Genomic DNA, 18,157 nt, shown 5'->3' with positions numbered 1-18,157 from the left:
GAGAGCCGCCTTGAGTCCCATCGAAGGCTAGTGCATCGAGGTCGATTCGGTGCGCGCGCCCCCGGCCGTCGCCAAGCGGGCATATCGATGGGTCGCACCTCTTCATGCTAGGTACGTGAATCTGTGGCCAAAGCAGAACCGTTTCACCCGTGGTCAATTTGAGGACAAACGGGATGTTCCTTCTGATCGTCTCGGTGGCATTTTCCAACCGGGTGACCTGTAAGTAGATGGGCTCGACCATGGCGCCTTTGGCCATGACATGCCGGAGAGTTGGCAAGCGCTCTTGCGGACAGGCGAGATGGGCGCTCGCTGGCTTCGAGGCGCTTTGGGGGCGCGTGCGCTGGCTCGTGCGCCCACATGTCGGTGGCCCCTGGCGTCTGCCGGCTAGCAACGCGGGCCCGGCAGCCTCAGCGGTGACGACCGGGGGATAGCATCATGACTCGTGGACCGGCGGCTGGCTCCGGAGCTCACTGCCTGCAATCTTGCGATCATTCGTGGGATCGGTCGCTCACGGATGTGCGGACCGTGAGGCGTGGCCGAGCCCTGATGCTTCTACGGCTTGCCGGGAAGCCCGTCGCTCCTTGGTGATCTTTGTGGGGTTGATGTCTGTGCCGCGCAAACCAGGTCGGCCAGCCCCCTGAGAAACCTCCTTAACTCGCGAGTAGCCAGATCTTCGGTGCGCTCTTCAGGGAAACCCTCTGTTCCCATCCGAACCAGCGATCAGTTTTCTGTCCCGAATGTGCAACAAGGTGGCTGCTGCTATCGCCGCCGACCCGTTGAGCTGTAATGCTCCTTGTGGATCGTGCCTGGTGTCGAGGGGGAGCAATGGCCATGACGATGACAAATAAGGTCACCCTGTGGAGCGCCGTGATCGGCGTTGCCGGGGCGGTCGTTGCCGCGCTTATCTTGGTGCTTTCAGGTCCTGATCTGGTTGTTCGGCACGGGGACGGAGACGGAAACATTCAGTGCGTGCAGAGCAAGTGTGAAAAACCATGAAACTAAACTGCGCTACGAAGATCCTGGCTGCTTCCGTGAGCTTTGCGTCTCTTATGGCCTGCACCTCTAGTAGTCAAGGTGACGGGAGCGGTAATGTCCAGTGCACCAAGGCAACTTGCTCTATCAATAATCGCAAGGCTGGGCAGATCGAGATCGGCTCCTTGCGATTCAAGAAGGTAAAGGTTGAATCCGAGGTGTTCGGTGCCGAGGGCGCAAAGGAGTCGGCTGAGCAAGAAACCGACACTGCGATTCAGGTGAACCTTCAGAACAACGGCGATCGTGACGCGCTGATTAACGAGGTCCAAGTTGAGATCAAGGGACGTCTGAATATAACTAATTGCCCAGGAGGGGCGGGAGGGGGTTACGTGACAACTCGGTATGCCGTCGCGGTGTCGCCGGAGGCGCGCGTCCCTGCAACCTTTGTGGCTAATCTGCGAGATGGTTATGACTATAGTTACATCAAGGCTGGCAAGACGGATGCCCTGACCGTATCAGTTGGATTGGACCGATATTTCTCAGGGCAATATCCTGTGCTCTTTGAGTTGCGCATAATTCTAGTGACAGGAAAGGGGCAGTCGGTTAGGTCAGACTATGCTGTCATCGTGGCATCCGATGGCCTGGCGGAGATTGCTGAAGGCCAGTACCGCCAGTGGCAAGACCTGGGAAAGCCGGCCGGAGGCAAGGAACCCGATTCGCGGAATCCCGTGCTTGAGTGCTTTGCCAAGCAAGCGGACAAGATTGATTCGTTCATTCGCGATCAGCGAATTGTATCGCCGACTGTGCTTCACATGCGGGACGAATTCCGAAAGAGTCGTCTGTTTTCTGTCGACTAGGATGCCCCGAGTCGTCGGTGGTGCGTGAGACTCGTCGCAGTAGGGCAGGTCTGCGGCCTCCCGCTTTTACACCGCCGATCATCATCTCCTCGGCGGATAGCCCAGCAAGCCTGGGAGAGTCCTGGCGACCGGTTATTACCGGTCGCCAAGCAGACGTAGCAGCGGCGCGGGGACGTGGGAGGCGCCGCAGGAGCAGGCGTCTTAAGTTCTCCGTCGGACACCAGGAGTCATCAGCCAACGGGCGTTCAGCCGTTGTCCTCGCACACGGCAGGCTGCTGGCAGTCTGGCGTGGATACGTGTCACTGCGCTGTCATGGGTCATGAAGATTCGCCGCAAGGTACGTCGAGTGCGTATGTGGACGAGAGCGCGGCGATCGCTGCTGCTCGCCGGCGTGGGTGTGGGGGTGTTCGTTGCTGTCGTACTGCTGCTGATCTGGCGCGGGCCATGGTGGGTCGACGGCAAGTACCTCAGCAGGACCGGCTTACAGGACGGTTCCGCTGCCCTAGTCACAGGATTTCGGACCGCGATCGTGCAGCTTGCGGCGGTTTTCGGCGCGGGCGTCGCATTGCTCTTCACCGGGTTCAACTACCGCCTCAGCCGTCGTGGCCAGGTCACCGACCGCTTCACCAAGGCACTCGAACATCTCGGCTCTGAGGAGATGTACGGACGCATGGGCGGTCTTCTCGCTCTAGAGCAGATCATCGAAGACGCTCCGGATCAGTCATTCCACACGGTGCAAGTGCTCAACGCCTTCATTCGGCAGCGTGCCCCACGGGCAGAGGGGGCGCGGGCGTCGACAACTGGCAGAGTCGCGGCAGCACGTCGAGCAGCTCGACAACGCACTCTCAAACCGCGAAACCACGCAGCTCTTCCGCCTAAACCCGAAGCCGATGTCCAGCAGGCCATCGCCCTCCTAGTCCGTTCCATACAGCGGGGTGATATCTCCAGCGCCGTAGTTGATCTCTCCGGACTTCATCTGGCTGGTGCGATCCTCACAGGAGCCGATGTGTGGTCCCATAAGGGTTTTTATATCCCTGGGATCTATCGGGCAGATTTGAGTCTTGCCAGTTTCTCTGGAGCGGATCTCACCGGGGCAAACTTGGCGCACGCTGATCTCTTTGGAGCAGATCTCACGGGCGCCAATCTCGCTGAGGCAAACCTGACTGGGGCGAACCTCTTTACCGCTAAGTTCATAGGGGCGAACCTCGCTGAAGCAAGACTTGATAAAGCGAGTCTTGCCAAGACGAATTTCAGCAGGGCAGATCTAACAGGGGCGAATATCGCCGGATCTGACCTCACCTTGACTGATTTCACGGAGGCGAACTTGACTGAGGTTAACCTGGCTGAAGTGAACGTACGGTATATCCATCTGGACGGTGCGATAGGTCTCACCGCAGAGCAGCGTAATTGTCTAGAAGAATGAAAATATATCCGCCTTGAAACTCTGCCCGGCACGCGCATCTCTGCCCGCTTTTTGAGGCGGCGACTTGAACCAGGGATGTCTCAAACTGAAGGCGGTGTGAGTCCAAACGGCATTGCGCCGATCTGCTATCGGCCGAGGCATCCCTGGCCATAGCATTACAGAATGCCACCGGCCTTGACTGTAACAATCTCAGTCGAAACGGGAGCGGTGGATAGCCGGAGTGAGACTATTAAGACTCAAGGTCCATTTCGGGGGGCGCGATGACTTATTCAACTCCAACGACCAGTGGCACTCCGCGCCCCCGCAAGACCCCCGAGCATTGGAACGCCGTAGCTTCCTTGATCGGCGCTGCGGTTTCAGCACTCACGTTCCTTGTAGGGTTTATTGGACTGCCGGCGGCAGGTGTCAATTCGCCAACAGGAACTTCTGCAACTGTTACGGCCACAGTCACTACGAGCACTACCGTCACAGCCACCCCACCCAGTTCAACTAGCTCATCTGACACTTTGACCGACACCCCCTCTCCGCCCGATTCGTCTGCCATTCGCTGGTCAGGGCGGCTGCTACTTAAAGGGGAGCACAATCTGGACTTAGTCCCGCCAGAGGAGGGGGCTAACTGGGATATTAAATTTGACGGCGTAAACAGCGACGGAAAATCGGCCACACTCGTTCATGTGGACATGGCGATCCTTCCGAATGGGAAGATTCCGGACATCGCAGAGTGCACTCTGCTCGCGAAGACTCAAGGCACGAATCCGGTTTCTATGCCAGTGGGAGCTAGCGCTTGTATGCTGACCGACGACAGGCGCCCAGTGCTCATCAAACTCAACTCGGTGAACGCCGTTGCGAATACAGCGCAGGCAACAGTCAAGGTATGGGAGGCGAAGCAGAGCTAACCCGCGCTAATTGACGCTAAGAAATCCGCATGCATGCTGCCCGTGTGGCACGAGGTCGCAAAAAGACACCTCACACGCACTGTGTGAGGTGCATCGATCGTGATAACTACTTCTCAGTAGCCGCCCGTTTCTCCGCGGTCGCCTTCCGAGCGGCCATGGAAGCGGCCCTCTGCGACACGGTCTTGGTAGGTGGCAGTGTCGGTGTCGCTGCGGTAGGCGGTTTCCTGCTCCTCCTTTGCGACTTCCTCGGTAGAGCGATCGACATAAGCCAGTGCGTCGTCAGACGGGACTGGGTCGTCGTGATCGCCCGGCGTTGGGTCGCCGGTAGTCGAGCCGTAGTCGCTAGACATCTGACCCTCCTAAAGGAATGGAGGTGGCCTGACCCTGTTGGCAAGGCCCGAGTTCCGCACGCCGGAGGGACACGAACCCTCATCCCGCATGCGCGGTGCCCTAGCGGTTAGACGACGGGGTGCGGTGCTTTTATTGTCTGCCTTCTCGTTCGTCCTGTACAGCAATTGCGTATTGGCTACATCCCAATGTGGCGAGCAGCGGTGCTGTCGGCACCCGCCAGGTCGCACCGACGCGTAGTACGGGCACCGGGAACTCTCCACGGCGAGCCAGCTCGAAGGCGCGCGTGCGCCCGATGCCCAAGGCGCGGGCGGCGGTGACGAGGTCAATGACGACCGGTAGCTCCAGCAGCTCGGCCCGGCTCATGCCAACCATGCGGCTCACCTCACCTGCGGTGGTGTGCTCTGGTATATGAGCAGATGATCCGCCCTAGTTTGTTACAAGTCAACCGCTCTTGTTTGTGAGCAGACCACGACGTACCGTTGAGGCACCTTCCTCCCCGAGGTGACCCCATGGAACCCACGCCACGACCATTGCGGCAGGTACTCGGCGCTGGCCTGAGAGACATCAGGAAGGCGCGCGGTCTGAAGCAGGAGGAGGCCGCCGCCCTGCTTCAGCGGCACGGCCTGACGACCTGGATCCGCGGCACTGTCGCCCAGGCGGAAGTTGGAGCTCGGCGCATAGCGCTGGAGGAAGTCCTCCTGCTGGCGCTCGCCTTTGAGGTGTCGCCGGCCGACTTCGTGGTCGGAGAGCCGGACGACCTCGTCGAGTTGTCTCCGGGAGCGCGGCTGACGGTGGGCGCGGTCAAGGCGTTGCTGTCCGATGATGCGGCTGCGGTGCAGGCCATGCCCGAGCGGGCGGTCGAGATCACCGAGTCGCTGGCGCTGACCAACCGGACGTCCGACTTCCTGGCGGAAGTGCAACGATCCGGGAGGGCTGATCCGGCTCTGGTGGAGCGGGCGGTCGCCAGTGTCGGCGAGGCCGAACGGCACGTGGCCCGCAAGGTCGGCACGTCGCCGGAGTGGGTCAACCTGGTGGCGCTGCAACGCTGGGACCGGACCTTGTCTCAGGAGCGAGACCGGCGGCTTCAGCAGCGTCTGCCCGCGGCCTCCCAGGGGCAGTTGACCAGCTTGCGCGGTCACATCACCCGGGAATTGCTGACCGAGCTGGAACACGATCTGCGCGGAGCCACTCCTGGCGACGGACAGGCCGCAAGGTAAGGCATGTGTCATGCAAGGCACCACCTATAAGCGCTGTAAGTGTCCGGCCCGCTACAACGCGGCCCGTAAGCGCCTGGCCTGCGCAAAGAAGCACGGCACCTGGTCCTACGTCGTCGATGTGCCGCTGTCGGAGGCGGGCCGCCAGGAGCACGGGCGGCAGCAGATCACCCGGGGTGGCTTCGCCAGTCAGACCAGTGCGGTCGCCGAGCTGCGGCAGGCTATCCAGTTGCTGGAGATACCCGGGGCAGACGACGACGCCGGTCGGCTGGAGATCGTCTCCCTTATCCGTGATCACTACCGCCGCTATCAGCAGCTGCCGGACCCCGCCGATGTCCGTCGGCGCTTCAGTGCGGGCGTCTCGCTCAGCGTGCAGCAGACGACCGGCGAGTGGCTGGACGAGTGGCTCGGCGGCAAACGGAAGTTGGCGGCCAACACCCGTCGTTCGTATGAGGGTTTCATTCGCCGCTATCTCAAGCCCCAGCTCGGGGACGTCCCGCTGGAGAAGCTCCGGCCAGCGCAGATCCGGACCGCCTACGACGCCATCGTGGCGAGCGCCGCTGCCACCCCGCGACCGATCGGCCCGGCCACCCTCCAACGCATCCATGCCACGCTCCGGGCAGCGCTCAACGCCGCCGTACGGCAGCGCCGCATCATCGACAACCCGGCGCTGGCCGTCGAAGTCGAGAGCGCGCCTCGGCCCAAGGCCGTCGTCTGGACCGCGCCACGCGTCATCGACTGGATGGCCTCCGGCCGGCGTCCGAAGGTGGCGGTCTGGACGCCCGAACAAGCCGGTGCCTTCCTCGGTCTCATGACCGCCGACCGGCTCTACGCCTACTACCACCTGTTGGTCTTTCGGGGGCCGCGCCGCGGTGAGGGCGTCGGGCTGCGCTGGCCGGACGTTGACCTGGATACCGGCACGCTCGCCATCGTCCAGCAGATCGTGCAAGTGGGCTGGAAGACCGTCGTCACCCGGCCCAAGGACGACAGCGACGGCATCATCGCGCTGGACTCGATGACCGTCCTGGTGCTGCGGGCCCATCGGCAGCGGCAACAAGAGGAGCGGAAGCTGCTGGGGCCGGCCTGGACCGACAGCCACTACGTCTTCACCACTGAGACCGGCGAGCCGCTGCACCCCGATTACGTCAGCCGTCACTTCGTCCGGATGATCAAGCGGGCCAACACCCTGCGCACCGGCGACACCGGCCCGGCCGTCGAGGACGTCCAGGCGACGCTCGGGCTCCCGGTCGATGGAGTCTTCGGGCCGCTGACGCGTCGAGCAGTCACCGGCTTCCAGCGAGTCCGCGGGCTCAAGGCCAACGGCATCGTCGACCCCCAGACCTGGTATCAGCTCTTCCCCGAGCACCCGCTCCGCCCGTACCCGCACCCTGGCTACCTGCCGCCGGTCCGGCTGCACGACCTGCGGCACCTGGCGGCCACCCTGGCGCTCGCCGCCGGGGCCGAAATGAAAGTGGTCTCCGCCATGCTCAGGCACTCGACGATTCAGATCACGGCCGACACCTACGCCTCGGTGCTGCCGGAGATCGCCTACCAGGCCGCTGAAGCCGCCGCCGGGCTGGTCCGGCAACCACCTGCCGGGCGGCCGGACGACGGTGGCGTTAGCCCCTCGCTAGCATCTGACCCCGAAAACGACCAAGGGCGTCCTCTCCGAAGAGAGAACGCCCAGGTCGCAGATGGTGCGCCGCCAGGGACTCGAACCCCGGACCCGCTGATTAAGAGTCAGCTGCTCTAACCAACTGAGCTAGCGGCGCCTGCTGACAGAGAAAATACTACCTGGTCCGGCGGGGTGCTCCTGCCCCCGTCGGGTCACAGAAACGACACGCCTAGATCGCCAGCGACAGCACCACCGGCGCCGCCCGCCGGTTCAGCGTGTCCGCTGCCGAGCGCAGCCGGTGGGCGTGCTCGATCGGCATCGAGAGGGCCAGGCAGCCGACCGCCGAGCCCGCCGTGAGCGGAACGGCCGCGCAGACCGTGCCCACCGCGTACTCCTGGAGGTCGAGGACCGGGACCGTCGCGGGCTGGCTGTCCAGCTTGCTGAAGAGCACCCGCTCGTTGGTGATGGTCCGCGAGGTGAGCCGGGCGATCTTGTGGCGGGAGAGGTGGTCGCGCCGCCCGTTCTGGTCGAGCTGGGTGAGCAGGCACTTGCCCACCGCGCTGGCGTGGGCCGCCGAGCGGAAGTCCACCCACTCGTTCACCTTCGGGGCGCGGGGGCCGTCCGCGTACTGCGTGATCTTCACTTCGCCGTCGATGTACCGGCTGATGTAGACCGCCGCGCCGACCGAGTCGCGCAGTTCGGTGAGCGTGCTCTGGAGCTGGGCCTCCAGGGCCTGCTGGCGCACCACGCCGGAGCCCAGCAGGACGGTGGAGTCGCCGATGACGTACGCCCCGTCGGCGACCTGCTCCACATAGCCCTCGCAGCGGAGCATGAGGAGAAGGGAGGCGAGGTGTGCGGTCGGCAGACCGGTCTCTCGTGCGATCTGGACGTCCGTCACTCCGCCTGCGTGCTTGGAGATCGTCTCCAGGACGCGGAAGGCGTACTGCACTGAGTGGAACGGCGCGGTCGGCTCGGGCTTCAGCGCCACGGTTTCCCCCTAGCAGGTCGAGGCTGCGAAGGTGGACAGCTTCACCGTTCCAAGATAACCGCCAAGACCCCTTTCCGGTGGGGGTGTTGACGAGATTGATGATGCGCCCCGGCCCATATGCTGGGGCGCATCCGCCTGACATATGCCAGAGGCAGGGTCTCTGGCCGGAACGTGAGGTCAGAGCACCGCGCCGAGGAACTCGCGCGTGCGTTCGTGCTCGGCCTCCGTGAAGATTTTCTCCGGTGGACCCGACTCGATGACCTTCCCGGAATCGAACATCATGACCTCGTCCGAGATATCGCGCGCGAAGTTCATCTCGTGCGTGACGCACAGCATGGTGATGTCCGTCGTCGTCGCGATGTCCCGCAGCACGTCCAGGACCCCGGCCACCAGCTCCGGGTCGAGCGCGGACGTCACCTCGTCGAGAAGCAGCACCTGGGGCCGCATGGCGAGGGCCCGCGCGATCGCCACTCGCTGCTGCTGGCCGCCGGAGAGCTGGGTGGGCTTTGCGTCGGCGCGGTCGGCGAGCCCCACCAGGTCGAGCAGTTCCTTCGCCCGCGCCTCGGCCTCGTCGGGCGAGAGGCCGAGCACCCGGACCGGCGCCTCGGTGATGTTCCGCAGCACGGTCATGTTGGGGAAGAGGTTGAACTGCTGGAAGACCATCCCGATCTTCTTCCGGGCCTCCCGGCGCTCTCTCTCGGCGGCCGGAAACAGCCGGTCCCCATTGACCTGGATCGTCCCGGAGTCGGGCGTCTCCAGGGTCATGAGCAGCCGCAGGATCGTGGTCTTGCCGGAGCCGGAGGGACCGATCAGCGTGACGTGCCGGCCCGGCCGCACCGAGAAGCACAGGTCGTCCAGGACGGTGGTGGAGCCGAAGCGCTTGGTGACGTTGTCGAAGGTGATGAGGGGGCTGTCGGAGTCGGAGGAGTCGGAGGGGGAGGGGGTGCGCGTGGGGGAGAGGTCAGCGGGCAAGGCGGCGCTCCAGGGCTCGTACGAGAAGGGAAGCCGGATAGGCGATGAGGATGAAGGCGATGCCGACCACGGTCAGCGGCTCGGTGTACTGGAAGGTCGACGCACCCTCCAGGCGCGACTGCTGGAGGAGTTCCAGGACGCTGATTCCGGCCAGCAGCGGGGTGTCCTTGAGCATCGAGATGACGTAGTTGCCGAGCGCGGGCACGATCCGGCGGACCGCCTGCGGCAGGATCACCGCCAGCCAGGTCCGGTGCACCGGCAGGCTGAGTGCGGTGGCCGCCTCCCACTGCCCCTTGGGCACCGCGTCGATGCCGGCCCGGTAGACCTGCGCGGTGTACGTCGAGTAGTGCAGCCCGATGGCGAGGACGCCGGTGGTCAGGGCGGAGAACTTCACGCCCCACTCGGGCAGCACGAAGAACAGGAAGAACAGCTGCACCAGCAGCGGGGTGGTGCGGATGAACTCGGTGACGGCGGTCACCGGCCAGCGCACCAGCCGGGACGGCGCGCGCAGGCCGAGCGCCCACACCAGACCCAGCGAGAACGAGATGAGCGAGCCGAGCGCCAGGACCTGGAGGGTGACGAGCACCCCGTCCCAGAAGCGCGGCATGAAGTCCCAGACGGCGGACCAGTCCCAGGAGGACTGCGCTGCCCCAGCCGAGTGCGTCACTTGACCGTCACCCCCAGATTGGCCTTGGTGCGGCGCTCCAGTGCCTTCATGCCCCGGGTGATCCCGAAGGCGAGGACGAAGTAGACGACGAGGGTCACGCTGTAGATCTGGGCGCTGTCCTGGGTGGCGAGCCGGACCAGATACGCGGCGAACGACACGTCGCCGACGCCGAGCAGCGAGACCAGGGCGGTGCCCTTGAGCAGCTCGACCAGCAGGTTGCAGAACGGCGGGATCATCTCCGGCACCGCCTGCGGCAGCAGCACGAGCCGCATCCGCTGCCACGGCGTGAGGCTCAGCGCGATGCCCGCCTCGCGCTGGGCGGGCGAGACGGCGTTCAGCGCGCCCCGGACGATCTCCGCGCCGTACGCGCCGTAGGAGAGGCCGAGCGCCAGGACGGCCGCCCACATCGGCACCAGCTGCCAGCCCACCAGCGGCGGCAGCACGAAGAACAGCCAGAACATCAGGACCAGGGCGGAGGTGCCCCGGAAGACCTCGGTGTAGAAGCCGGCCAGGAACCGTACGAGGCGGGAGCGGTGCGTACGGGCCATGCCGATCCCGAAGGCGACGGCGGCGGCCAGCGCCGCGCTGTACACGGTCAGCTGGACGGTGATCCAGATTCCCGGCAGCACCCAGTGCTGCCACAGTCCGGCCGTCATCGGCACAGCTCCTTGGCGGTGAGGGTGGTCATCTCGGCCCGGGTGAAGCCGAACGGCCGCAGGACCCGGAAGAGTTCGCCGCTGGAGCGCATCTTGCGGAGCTCGGCGTTGAACGCGTCGCGCAGGGTGGTGTCGGTGGGCCGGAAGGCGAAGCCGCCGCCGTCGACCTTCTTCTTGCCGTCGACGATGGCGGCGAAGGGGGCGGTGGCCTCGGCGCGGCTGCTCTTGCGCACCACGGCGCGCGTGGTGAGCGCGGTCCCGGCGAACACGTCGACGCGGCCGGACTCCACCGCGTTCAGCCCGGCGACCTGGTCCTGGAGGATGACGATGTCCTTCTCCGGGACCCCGGCGGCCACGGCGTACTTGATCTCCGCGTAACCGGTCCCGGTGGCGAAGCGGGCGCGGCTGCGCACGACGTCCTCGTACGAGTGCAGCCCCTTGGGGTTGCCCTTGCGCACGATGAACGCGTCGAGCATCTGGTACTCGGGGTCGGCGAAGAGGACCTGTGCGCAGCGCTCCTTGTTGATGTACATGCCGGCCGAGACGACGTCGAACTGCTGGGAGTTGAGGCCGGGGATGAGGGAGGAGAAGTCGGTGGCGACGGGCTGGACGCGGTCGATGCCAAGGCGCTTGAAGATCACTTTGGCGAGTTCCGGCGCCTCGCCGGTGAACCGGCCGTCCTCGTCGACATAGCCGTACGGGACCTCTCCGGCGATCCCGAGCCGTACCGTGCCCTGCGATCTGAGGCGCCCGAGCGCGTCGCCGTCGGGCACCCGGGAACAGCCGGCGGCGGCGAGGGCCGCGCCGACTCCTCCGGCGAGAAACGTTCGTCGTGCAGTTGCTCGAACCATGGCGGCGCCGCTACCCGCGTTCGCCGCCGCCATGCCTCCCGGTCAGTTCTCCAGTGCGAACGCCGCCCGCAGCACCAGGTCGTCGCGGTGGCGGGCGGCGACCAGCTGGAGGCCGATGGGCAGACCCGCCGCGTCCGTGCCCACCGGGACCGTGAGCGCCGGCTGGCAGGTCATGTTGAAGGGGTACGTGAACGGGGTCCAGCCCGTCCAGCGGCGCAGGCCCGACCCCGCGGGGACCTCCGCGCCCACCTCGAACGCGGTGATCGGCAGGGTCGGCGTGACCAGCAGGTCGTAGGTGCTGTGGAAGCGGGCCATGCGGTGGCCGAGCGCCGCCCGGACGTCGAGCGCGGCCAGATGGTCGAGCGCCGTGTATCGCGCGCCCTGCTCGGCGATCTCCCGCAGCCCGGGCTCCAGGGTCGCCCGCCGCTCCGACGGGAGCCTGTTCACCGCCCGCGCGGCGCCGGTGAACCACAGCGTGTGGAAGGCGGCCACCGGGTCCGCGAAGTCCGGGTCCGCCTCCTCGACGTACGCGCCGAGCCCGGCGAGCCGGGTCACCGCCGCCCGTACCGCCGCCGCGACCTCGGGGCGCACGGCCACCTGGCCGCCGAAGGACGGCGAGTACGCGATGCGCAGGCCCTTCACGCCCTCCGCCAGGCCCGGCGAGACCGGCTCGGCGCGCTCGTTCGCCGACCAGTCGCGCCAGTCGGCGCCGCTGATCACATCGAGCAGCAGCGCCGTGTCGGCCGCGTCCCGCGCCAGCGGCCCGAGGTGCGCGAGCGAGCCGAAGGGGCTGGGCGGGAACAGCGGCACCCGCCCGTAGGTGGGCTTCAGCCCGACCACCCCGCAGAACGAGGCGGGTATGCGCACCGAGCCGCCGCCGTCGGTGCCGAGCGAGAGCGGCGCCGCCCCGGCCGCCACGGCCGCCGCGCTGCCGCCGCTGGAGCCGCCCGCCGTGCGCGAGGGGTCGTGCGGATTGCGGGTGATCCCCGAGAGCGCGGAGTCGGTGACCGCCTTCCACCCGAACTCGGGCATCGTGGTCTTCCCCACGAACACCGCCCCGTGCTCGCGCAGCCGCGCCACGGCGGGCGCGTCCACGTCCCAGGGCCCCGGGCCGGCCGGCGCCGTGGAGCCGCGCAGGGTCGGGCCGCCGGCCACCGGGAGCGCGTCCTTGACGGACACCGGCACCCCGTCGAGCAGCCCCAGCGGCTCCCCGGCCCGCCACCGGGCGGTGGACGCCTCGGCGCGGGCGAGCGCCGCCTCGGCGTCGACCCGGACGAAGGCGTTGATCCGGGGCTGCACGGCGGCGATCCGGTCGAGGACGGCCCGGACCGCCTCGACCGGGGAGAAGTCGCCCTTGCCGTATCCGGCCAGGAGTTGACGGGCAGTCAGATCGGCGAGTGAGGTGAGGCCTGTCGTCGGATCGGTCATGACCGGGTTCGTACCCGCGTTTGCTGATCGACAGCGTCCGGGGCGGCCGGCGGACGCGCCGGGAATAAAACGGAGACTGCCTCCTGTTGTGGTCGGTCGTATCCGTACGGCACGAACTGGAGGAGCGGACCGGTGGACGTGGACGACATTCGAGGGACGGCGTTCGGCAGTGCGCCCGTGCCCCTGTCCGTGCTGGACCTGGTGACGGTCGGCAGCGGTTACACCGCGAACAGGGCCCTGCGCACCAGCGTGGAGATCTCCAAGCTCGCCGAGCGGCGCGGCTTCACCCGCCACTGGGTCGCCGAACACCACTCCATGCCCGGCGTCGCCTCCTCGTCCCCGGCCGTCATCCTCGCCCACCTCGCCGCCCACACCGAGCGCATCCGGCTCGGCTCGGGCGGCGTGATGCTGCCCAACCACGCGCCGCTGGTGATCGCGGAGCAGTTCGGCACCCTGGAGGCGCTGGCCCCCGGGCGGATCGACCTGGGCCTGGGGCGCGCGCCCGGCACCGACGGCGCGACGGCGGCGGCCCTGCGCCGCACCGATCACCTGAACGAGGGCGCGGACGAGTTCCCGCAGCAGCTGGCCGAGTTGACCCGGTTCCTGGACGACGACTTCCCCGACGGGCACCCCTACGCCCGCATCCACGCCGTGCCCGGCCCGGTGCAGGGTCCCGCCGCCCGGCCGCCGATCTGGCTGCTCGGCTCCTCCGGCTTCAGTGCCCGGCTCGCCGGGGTCCTGGGCCTGCCGTTCGCGTTCGCGCACCACTTCTCGGCCGCGAACACCGTGCCCGCGCTCGACCTCTACCGCGAGTCGTTCCGGCCCTCGGCGGTGCTGGCCGCGCCGTACGCGCTGATCGGCGTCTCGGCGCTGGCCGCCGACGACGAGCAGGAGGCGCGCCGCCAGACGCTCACCAACGCCCTGTCGATGGTGCGGCTGCGCACCGGCCGCCCGGGTCTCGTGCCGACCCCGGAGGAGGCGGCGGCGTACTCCTTCAGTCCGATGGAGCGGGAGTTCGTCGACGGCTGGCTCGCCAACGTGGTCTCCGGGACCGCCGAAGAGGTACGCGACGGGCTCGACGCGCTCCAGAAGCGGACCGGCGCGGACGAGCTGATGCTGACCGCGAACGCGCACGGCCCCGAGGCCCGGCTGCGCTCCTACGAGCTGATCGCGGACGTCTACGGGGCACACACGGCGTGACCTCCGGGGCGCCCCCGTGGTGATCACCGGCCGGTAAATCCTGGATTTCGTGGGGGTGGTGGTCCACCCGTCCACCGGCCCGCCCAAGATCCATAAGGCACCCTTAAACCGCTCGTCACCGATGGTGGCGGGCGGTTCGTGCGTCCGGCCCACCTCCCTGACGAGCGGTTTCGCGCCCAAATTGGTCTAGTCCTCAATTTGGTTCAGACCATTGACGCGGCCCCGCGGTGATCGCTATCACTGCTCCAACCGCCGTTCCGCTCAGCCTCCGGAGGCCGACCGTGCCCGTCCGCAGACCTCTAGCCGCAGCCCTCACGACCGCGACGCTCGCCGCCGGCGCGCTGGCCGCCTTCGCGGGCCTCGGCCCGGCCGGCGCCGCCTCCGCCGCGGACGCCCGGACCGTCGCCGCCTCCACGGGAGGCGTGAAGATCGCGTACTACGACCAGTGGAGCGTGTACGGGAACGCCTTCTACCCCAAGCACCTCGACACCCGGGGCATCGCGGGCAAGCTGGACGTCATCAACTACTCGTTCGGCAACATCCACCCCACCGACCTCACCTGTTTCGAGGCCAACAAGGCGGCGGGCGACGACAACAACGCCAGTGCCGGTGACGGCGCGGGCGACTCGTACGCCGACTACCAGAAGTCCTTCAGCGCCGCCGACAGCGTGGACGGCACCGCCGACAAGTGGGACCAGCCCATCGTCGGTGTCTTCAACCAGTTCAAGGAGCTCAAGGCCAAGTACCCCAAGCTGAAGATCAACATCTCGCTCGGCGGCTGGAGTTACTCCAAGTACTTCTCGGACGCGGCCAAGACGGACGCGAGCCGCAAGAAGCTCGTGGCGTCCTGTATCAAGCAGTACATCCAGGGTGACCTGCCGGTCGAGGGCGGCTACGGCGGCGCCGGTTCCGCCGCCGGGATCTTCGACGGCATCGACATCGACTGGGAGTACCCCGGCTCGCCCGACGGCCACCTCGGCAACCACTACGCCGCCGAGGACAAGCAGAACTACACGCTGCTGCTAGCCGAGTTCCGCAAGCAGCTCGACGCGTACGGGGCGGCGCACGGCGGCAAGAAGTACCTGCTGACGGCGGCGATGCCGGCCGGCCAGGACAAGATCAAGAACATCGAGACCGACAAGGTCGGGCAGTACCTCGACTACGCCAACATCATGACGTACGACATGCACGGCGCCTGGGACGGCGACGGGCCCACGTACCACCAGTCGCCGCTGTACTCCGGTGCGAACGACCCCACCGACGTCATCAAGCCGGGCACCCAGAAGTACTCGATCGCCAACGCGGTCGACTCCTGGCTGGACGGGAACGCGGCGTACGGGATCGCGGGCGGCTTCCCGGCGTCCAAGCTCACGCTCGGGTACGAGTTCTACTACCGCGGCTGGAAGGGCGTCCCGGCGGGCGCCGCGGGCGGCCTCGCCCAGACCGCGACCGGCCCGTCCGGCGCGCGGCCGCTGAGCCAGCAGCCGGGCATCGCCCACTACAAGGAGCTCGGCGGGATCGTCGACAACGCGGCGACGACGTTCTGGGACGACCAGGCGAAGGCGTCCTACTTCTACAAGGACGGCGAGTTCTTCACCGGCCTGAACCAGAAGTCGATCCAGGCGCGGGCGGATTACGCGCACAGCCGTGGTCTGGCGGGCGCGATGATGTACTCGCTGCTCGGGCTCGACGACAAGACGACGCTGCTGAACCAGATCGCCACGGCGGTCGGCTCGTCCCCGTCCTCGACGCCGGACCCGACGACGCCGCCGACGACGCCCCCGACCACCCCGCCCACCACGCCGCCCACTTCCGGGTGCACGGCTGCGGCCTGGGACAAGGCGGGCACGTACACGGGCGGTACGCAGGTCTCCTACAAGGGCCACAACTGGAAGGCCAAGTGGTGGACGCAGGGCGAGGAGCCCGGGACCACGGGGGAGTGGGGTGTGTGGCAGGACCTGGGCGCGTGCTGATGTGAGCCCCCTCCGGGGGGAGGCCGCCTCACCCCGTGCCGGGGGTGAGGCGGTTTTCCTTGCGTCTGCAGGCTTCCTGTGGCTGGTCGCGCAGTTCCCCGCGCCCCTTGGATGCCGCTTCCGCGGCAATCCCCTGGGCGGCCCGGAGGGGCGCATTCAGGGGCGCGGGGAACTGCGCGACCAGGCACCCACTCACCCGCAGACGAACCCCGGGTCCCCCAGCATCGCCGCGATCAACTCCGGATGCACCGCCCGCGAATACAGCCACCCCTGCCCCGTATCGCAGCCGATCCGCCGCAACCGCCCCGCCTGGTGGGACGTCTCGACGCACTCGGCCGTCACCTTCAGGCCGAGCCGGTGTGCGAGCTGGACCATGGCCTCGACGATCGTCTCGTCGGCGGGGTTGGGGTGCGTGCCGCCCTCGTCGTACTGGAAGCCCCGGACGAACGAGCCGTCGAGCTTCAGGACGGAGACCGGTAGGCGGGACAGGTACGCCAGGTTGGAGTAGCCCGTGCCGAAGTCGTCGATGGCGATGCGTACGCCCATGTCGGAGAGCGCCTGGAGCGCCTGGAGCGGGCGGCCCGCCGAGCCCATGACGGCCGACTCGGTCAGCTCCAGCTGGAGCAGGTGCGGCGCCAGGCCCGTCTCGGCCAGGATCTCCGCGACGTCGGCGACCAGGTCGGAGTCCCAGACCTGGCGCACGGCCACGTTCACGCTCACGAAGATCGGCGGCACCCCGGGGTGCTCGATCTGCCAGCGGCGCGCCTGCCGGCAGGCCGTCCGCAGGACCCAGCCGCCGAGCTGGACGATCGACCCGTCCTCTTCCGCAATTCCGATGAACCGATTCGGCGCAAGTGTGCCGAACTGCGGATGGTTCCATCGGACAAGCGCCTCGACGCCCTCCACGACCCCGTCCGCCATGCCCACGAGCGGCTGGTACTCCAGCGCGAACTCGCCCCGCTCCACGGCCGGCCGCAGCGTCGAGGAGAGTGCCTGACGGGTCATCCGGTGCGCGTTGCGCTCCGGGTCGAAGAGCGTCCAGCGGGCCTTCCCGTCGGCCTTGGCCCAGTACAGGGTCGTGTCGGCGTCCTGCATCAGGCCCGTCGCCGTCGTCCCCGCGACCGCCCGCTCCACCACGCCGATCGACGCCGAGACCGAGAGCCGCTGCCCGGCCAGGTCGAACGGCTGCTGGAGCACGGCCAGTACGGACTGCGCCAGGTCCGCCAGCTGCTCGGTCCCCGTCGAGTCCTCGACCAGGACCGCGAACTCGTCGCCGCCCAGGCGTGCCACCAGGTGTCCGCCGCTGCGGGCGTAGCCGCACTGGTCGGCGCAGTGGGTGAGGCGGGCCGCGACCGCCGACAGGAGCCGGTCGCCGATGCGGTGGCCCAGGGTGTCGTTGACGGCCTTGAACCCGTCGAGGTCCAGGTAGCAGATCCCGATCCGGCCGGTGCCGCCGCGCCCGTACGTGGAGGCCTCCATGGCGCCCGCGAGCCGCTCGAAGAACAGCGTGCGGTTGGGCAGCCGGGTCACCGGGTCGTGCATCTGGAGGTGGCGCAGCCGCGCCTGGAGCTCGCGGCGGTCGCTGATGTCGGTGATCGAGAGCAGCGCGCCGGTGCTGTCGCGCACCGGCGAGACGGTGACCTCGGCCCAGAGGGAGTGTCCGTCGGGGTGCTTGAGGCGCCGGGTGCAGCGGAAGCGGGAGCGGCTGCCGCTCAGCACCTCCTGGTAGATGTGCCAGGTGCGGGCGTCGGCGGCGAGGTCGACGAGGTCGGCGGCGGCCTGGCCGCACAGCGCGGCGGGCTCGGAGCCGAGCAGCTCGGCCAGTGCGGTGTTGGCGGCGGTCACCGTGCCGTGCTGGTCGACGACGGCCATCGCCAGATGAGCCGCCTCGAACGCCGCGCGGTAGTCGCGCGGCTCGGCGGCGATGCGCCCGACCGCGTGACGTTCCGGCGGTGGGCCGACGGGCCGTGCGGGCCCCTCCGGATGACGCTCTGTGACCGGCGGCCGCATGGTCCCGGGGGCTGCTCCCGGTCCTTCGGGGGTTCCGCTCACCGCTCGCTCCCGCTGTGCATTCGAGTCGTACAGAGATGTGGT

The 18,157-nt window shown here is 67.5% G+C and carries 14 protein-coding genes, 1 tRNA gene and 1 pseudogene; 6 read left to right on the top strand and 10 right to left on the bottom strand.

All coding sequences use genetic code 11. From position 1 onward, the window contains the following. Positions 1 to 1,031 precede the first annotated feature (1,031 nt). Both OG965_RS16695 and OG965_RS16690 read left to right on the top strand, forming a co-directional pair. Positions 1,032 to 1,829, top strand: a complete 798-nt coding sequence (locus OG965_RS16695) for a hypothetical protein (protein WP_371652867.1) — start codon at positions 1,032 to 1,034, stop codon at positions 1,827 to 1,829. A 319-nt stretch (positions 1,830 to 2,148) separates the two neighbouring features. Beyond that, the gene (locus tag OG965_RS16690; protein WP_371652866.1) at positions 2,149 to 3,252 is read left to right on the top strand and encodes a pentapeptide repeat-containing protein; all 1,104 of its coding nucleotides are present in this window, start codon (positions 2,149 to 2,151) and stop codon (positions 3,250 to 3,252) included. Between the two features lie 1,009 nt (positions 3,253 to 4,261). Here the strand turns inward: OG965_RS16690 and OG965_RS16685 are convergent. Then, positions 4,262 to 4,498 carry a hypothetical protein gene (locus OG965_RS16685; protein WP_371652865.1) on the bottom strand — a complete coding sequence of 79 codons (237 nt, stop codon included), beginning with the start codon at positions 4,496 to 4,498 and terminating at the stop codon, positions 4,262 to 4,264. Between the two features lie 130 nt (positions 4,499 to 4,628). Further along, a complete protein-coding gene (locus tag OG965_RS16680; protein ID WP_371652864.1) occupies positions 4,629 to 4,871 on the bottom strand; it encodes a hypothetical protein in 243 nt (80 codons plus the stop codon). 137 nt (positions 4,872 to 5,008) lie between these two features. On the opposite strand from OG965_RS16680, the gene OG965_RS16675 reads away from it, so the two are divergent. Together OG965_RS16675 and OG965_RS16670 are read left to right on the top strand one after the other, a co-directional pair. Next, on the top strand, positions 5,009 to 5,716 hold the full coding sequence (locus OG965_RS16675; RefSeq protein WP_371652863.1) for a helix-turn-helix domain-containing protein: 708 nt from the start codon (positions 5,009 to 5,011) through the stop codon (positions 5,714 to 5,716). A 10-nt stretch (positions 5,717 to 5,726) separates the two neighbouring features. Continuing rightward, positions 5,727 to 7,013, top strand: a pseudogene (locus OG965_RS16670) (hypothetical protein); the annotation flags it as partial. Positions 7,014 to 7,408: 395 nt separating this feature from the next. Here OG965_RS16670 and OG965_RS16665 read toward each other — a convergent pair. The 7 genes from OG965_RS16665 to OG965_RS16635 form a co-directional block, all read right to left on the bottom strand. Next, positions 7,409 to 7,485, bottom strand: a tRNA-Lys gene (locus OG965_RS16665). A gap of 72 nt (positions 7,486 to 7,557) precedes the next feature. After that, positions 7,558 to 8,316 carry an IclR family transcriptional regulator gene (locus OG965_RS16660; protein WP_371652862.1) on the bottom strand — a complete coding sequence of 253 codons (759 nt, stop codon included), beginning with the start codon at positions 8,314 to 8,316 and terminating at the stop codon, positions 7,558 to 7,560. Between the two features lie 177 nt (positions 8,317 to 8,493). After that, positions 8,494 to 9,288 (bottom strand): ectoine/hydroxyectoine ABC transporter ATP-binding protein EhuA, encoded by a 795-nt coding sequence (gene ehuA, locus OG965_RS16655; protein WP_371652861.1) that lies wholly within the window; start codon positions 9,286 to 9,288, stop codon positions 8,494 to 8,496. After that, a complete protein-coding gene (ehuD, locus tag OG965_RS16650; RefSeq protein ID WP_067161058.1) occupies positions 9,278 to 9,895 on the bottom strand; it encodes an ectoine/hydroxyectoine ABC transporter permease subunit EhuD in 618 nt (205 codons plus the stop codon). The genes ehuA and ehuD overlap by 11 nt, the downstream gene beginning before the upstream one ends. A gap of 56 nt (positions 9,896 to 9,951) precedes the next feature. Beyond that, positions 9,952 to 10,611: an ectoine/hydroxyectoine ABC transporter permease subunit EhuC gene (gene ehuC / locus OG965_RS16645; protein ID WP_371652860.1), complete on the bottom strand. Its 660-nt coding sequence runs from the start codon at positions 10,609 to 10,611 to the stop codon at positions 9,952 to 9,954. Beyond that, complete coding sequence (gene ehuB, locus OG965_RS16640) at positions 10,608 to 11,462, bottom strand: ectoine/hydroxyectoine ABC transporter substrate-binding protein EhuB (protein WP_371652859.1); 855 nt, start codon at positions 11,460 to 11,462, stop codon at positions 10,608 to 10,610. Before ehuB ends, ehuC begins: the two co-directional genes overlap by 4 nt. Before the next feature lie 42 nt (positions 11,463 to 11,504). Further along, positions 11,505 to 12,890, bottom strand: coding sequence for an amidase (locus OG965_RS16635; RefSeq protein ID WP_371652858.1), 1,386 nt, complete (start codon positions 12,888 to 12,890; stop codon positions 11,505 to 11,507). A 132-nt stretch (positions 12,891 to 13,022) separates the two neighbouring features. On the opposite strand from OG965_RS16635, the gene OG965_RS16630 reads away from it, so the two are divergent. After that, positions 13,023 to 14,090 (top strand): LLM class flavin-dependent oxidoreductase, encoded by a 1,068-nt coding sequence (locus OG965_RS16630; protein WP_371652857.1) that lies wholly within the window; start codon positions 13,023 to 13,025, stop codon positions 14,088 to 14,090. Positions 14,091 to 14,371: 281 nt separating this feature from the next. Next, positions 14,372 to 16,063: a glycosyl hydrolase family 18 protein gene (locus tag OG965_RS16625; protein WP_371652856.1), complete on the top strand. Its 1,692-nt coding sequence runs from the start codon at positions 14,372 to 14,374 to the stop codon at positions 16,061 to 16,063. Positions 16,064 to 16,255: 192 nt separating this feature from the next. On the opposite strand, the gene OG965_RS16620 is transcribed toward OG965_RS16625, so the two are convergent. Next, complete coding sequence (locus tag OG965_RS16620) at positions 16,256 to 18,115, bottom strand: putative bifunctional diguanylate cyclase/phosphodiesterase (RefSeq protein WP_371652855.1); 1,860 nt, start codon at positions 18,113 to 18,115, stop codon at positions 16,256 to 16,258. Positions 18,116 to 18,157: the final 42 nt, after the last annotated feature.

This window comes from Streptomyces sp. NBC_00224 (assembly GCF_041435195.1).
GTDB lineage: Bacteria > Actinomycetota > Actinomycetes > Streptomycetales > Streptomycetaceae > Streptomyces.
This window is presented reverse-complemented; position numbering and strand designations above follow the sequence as displayed.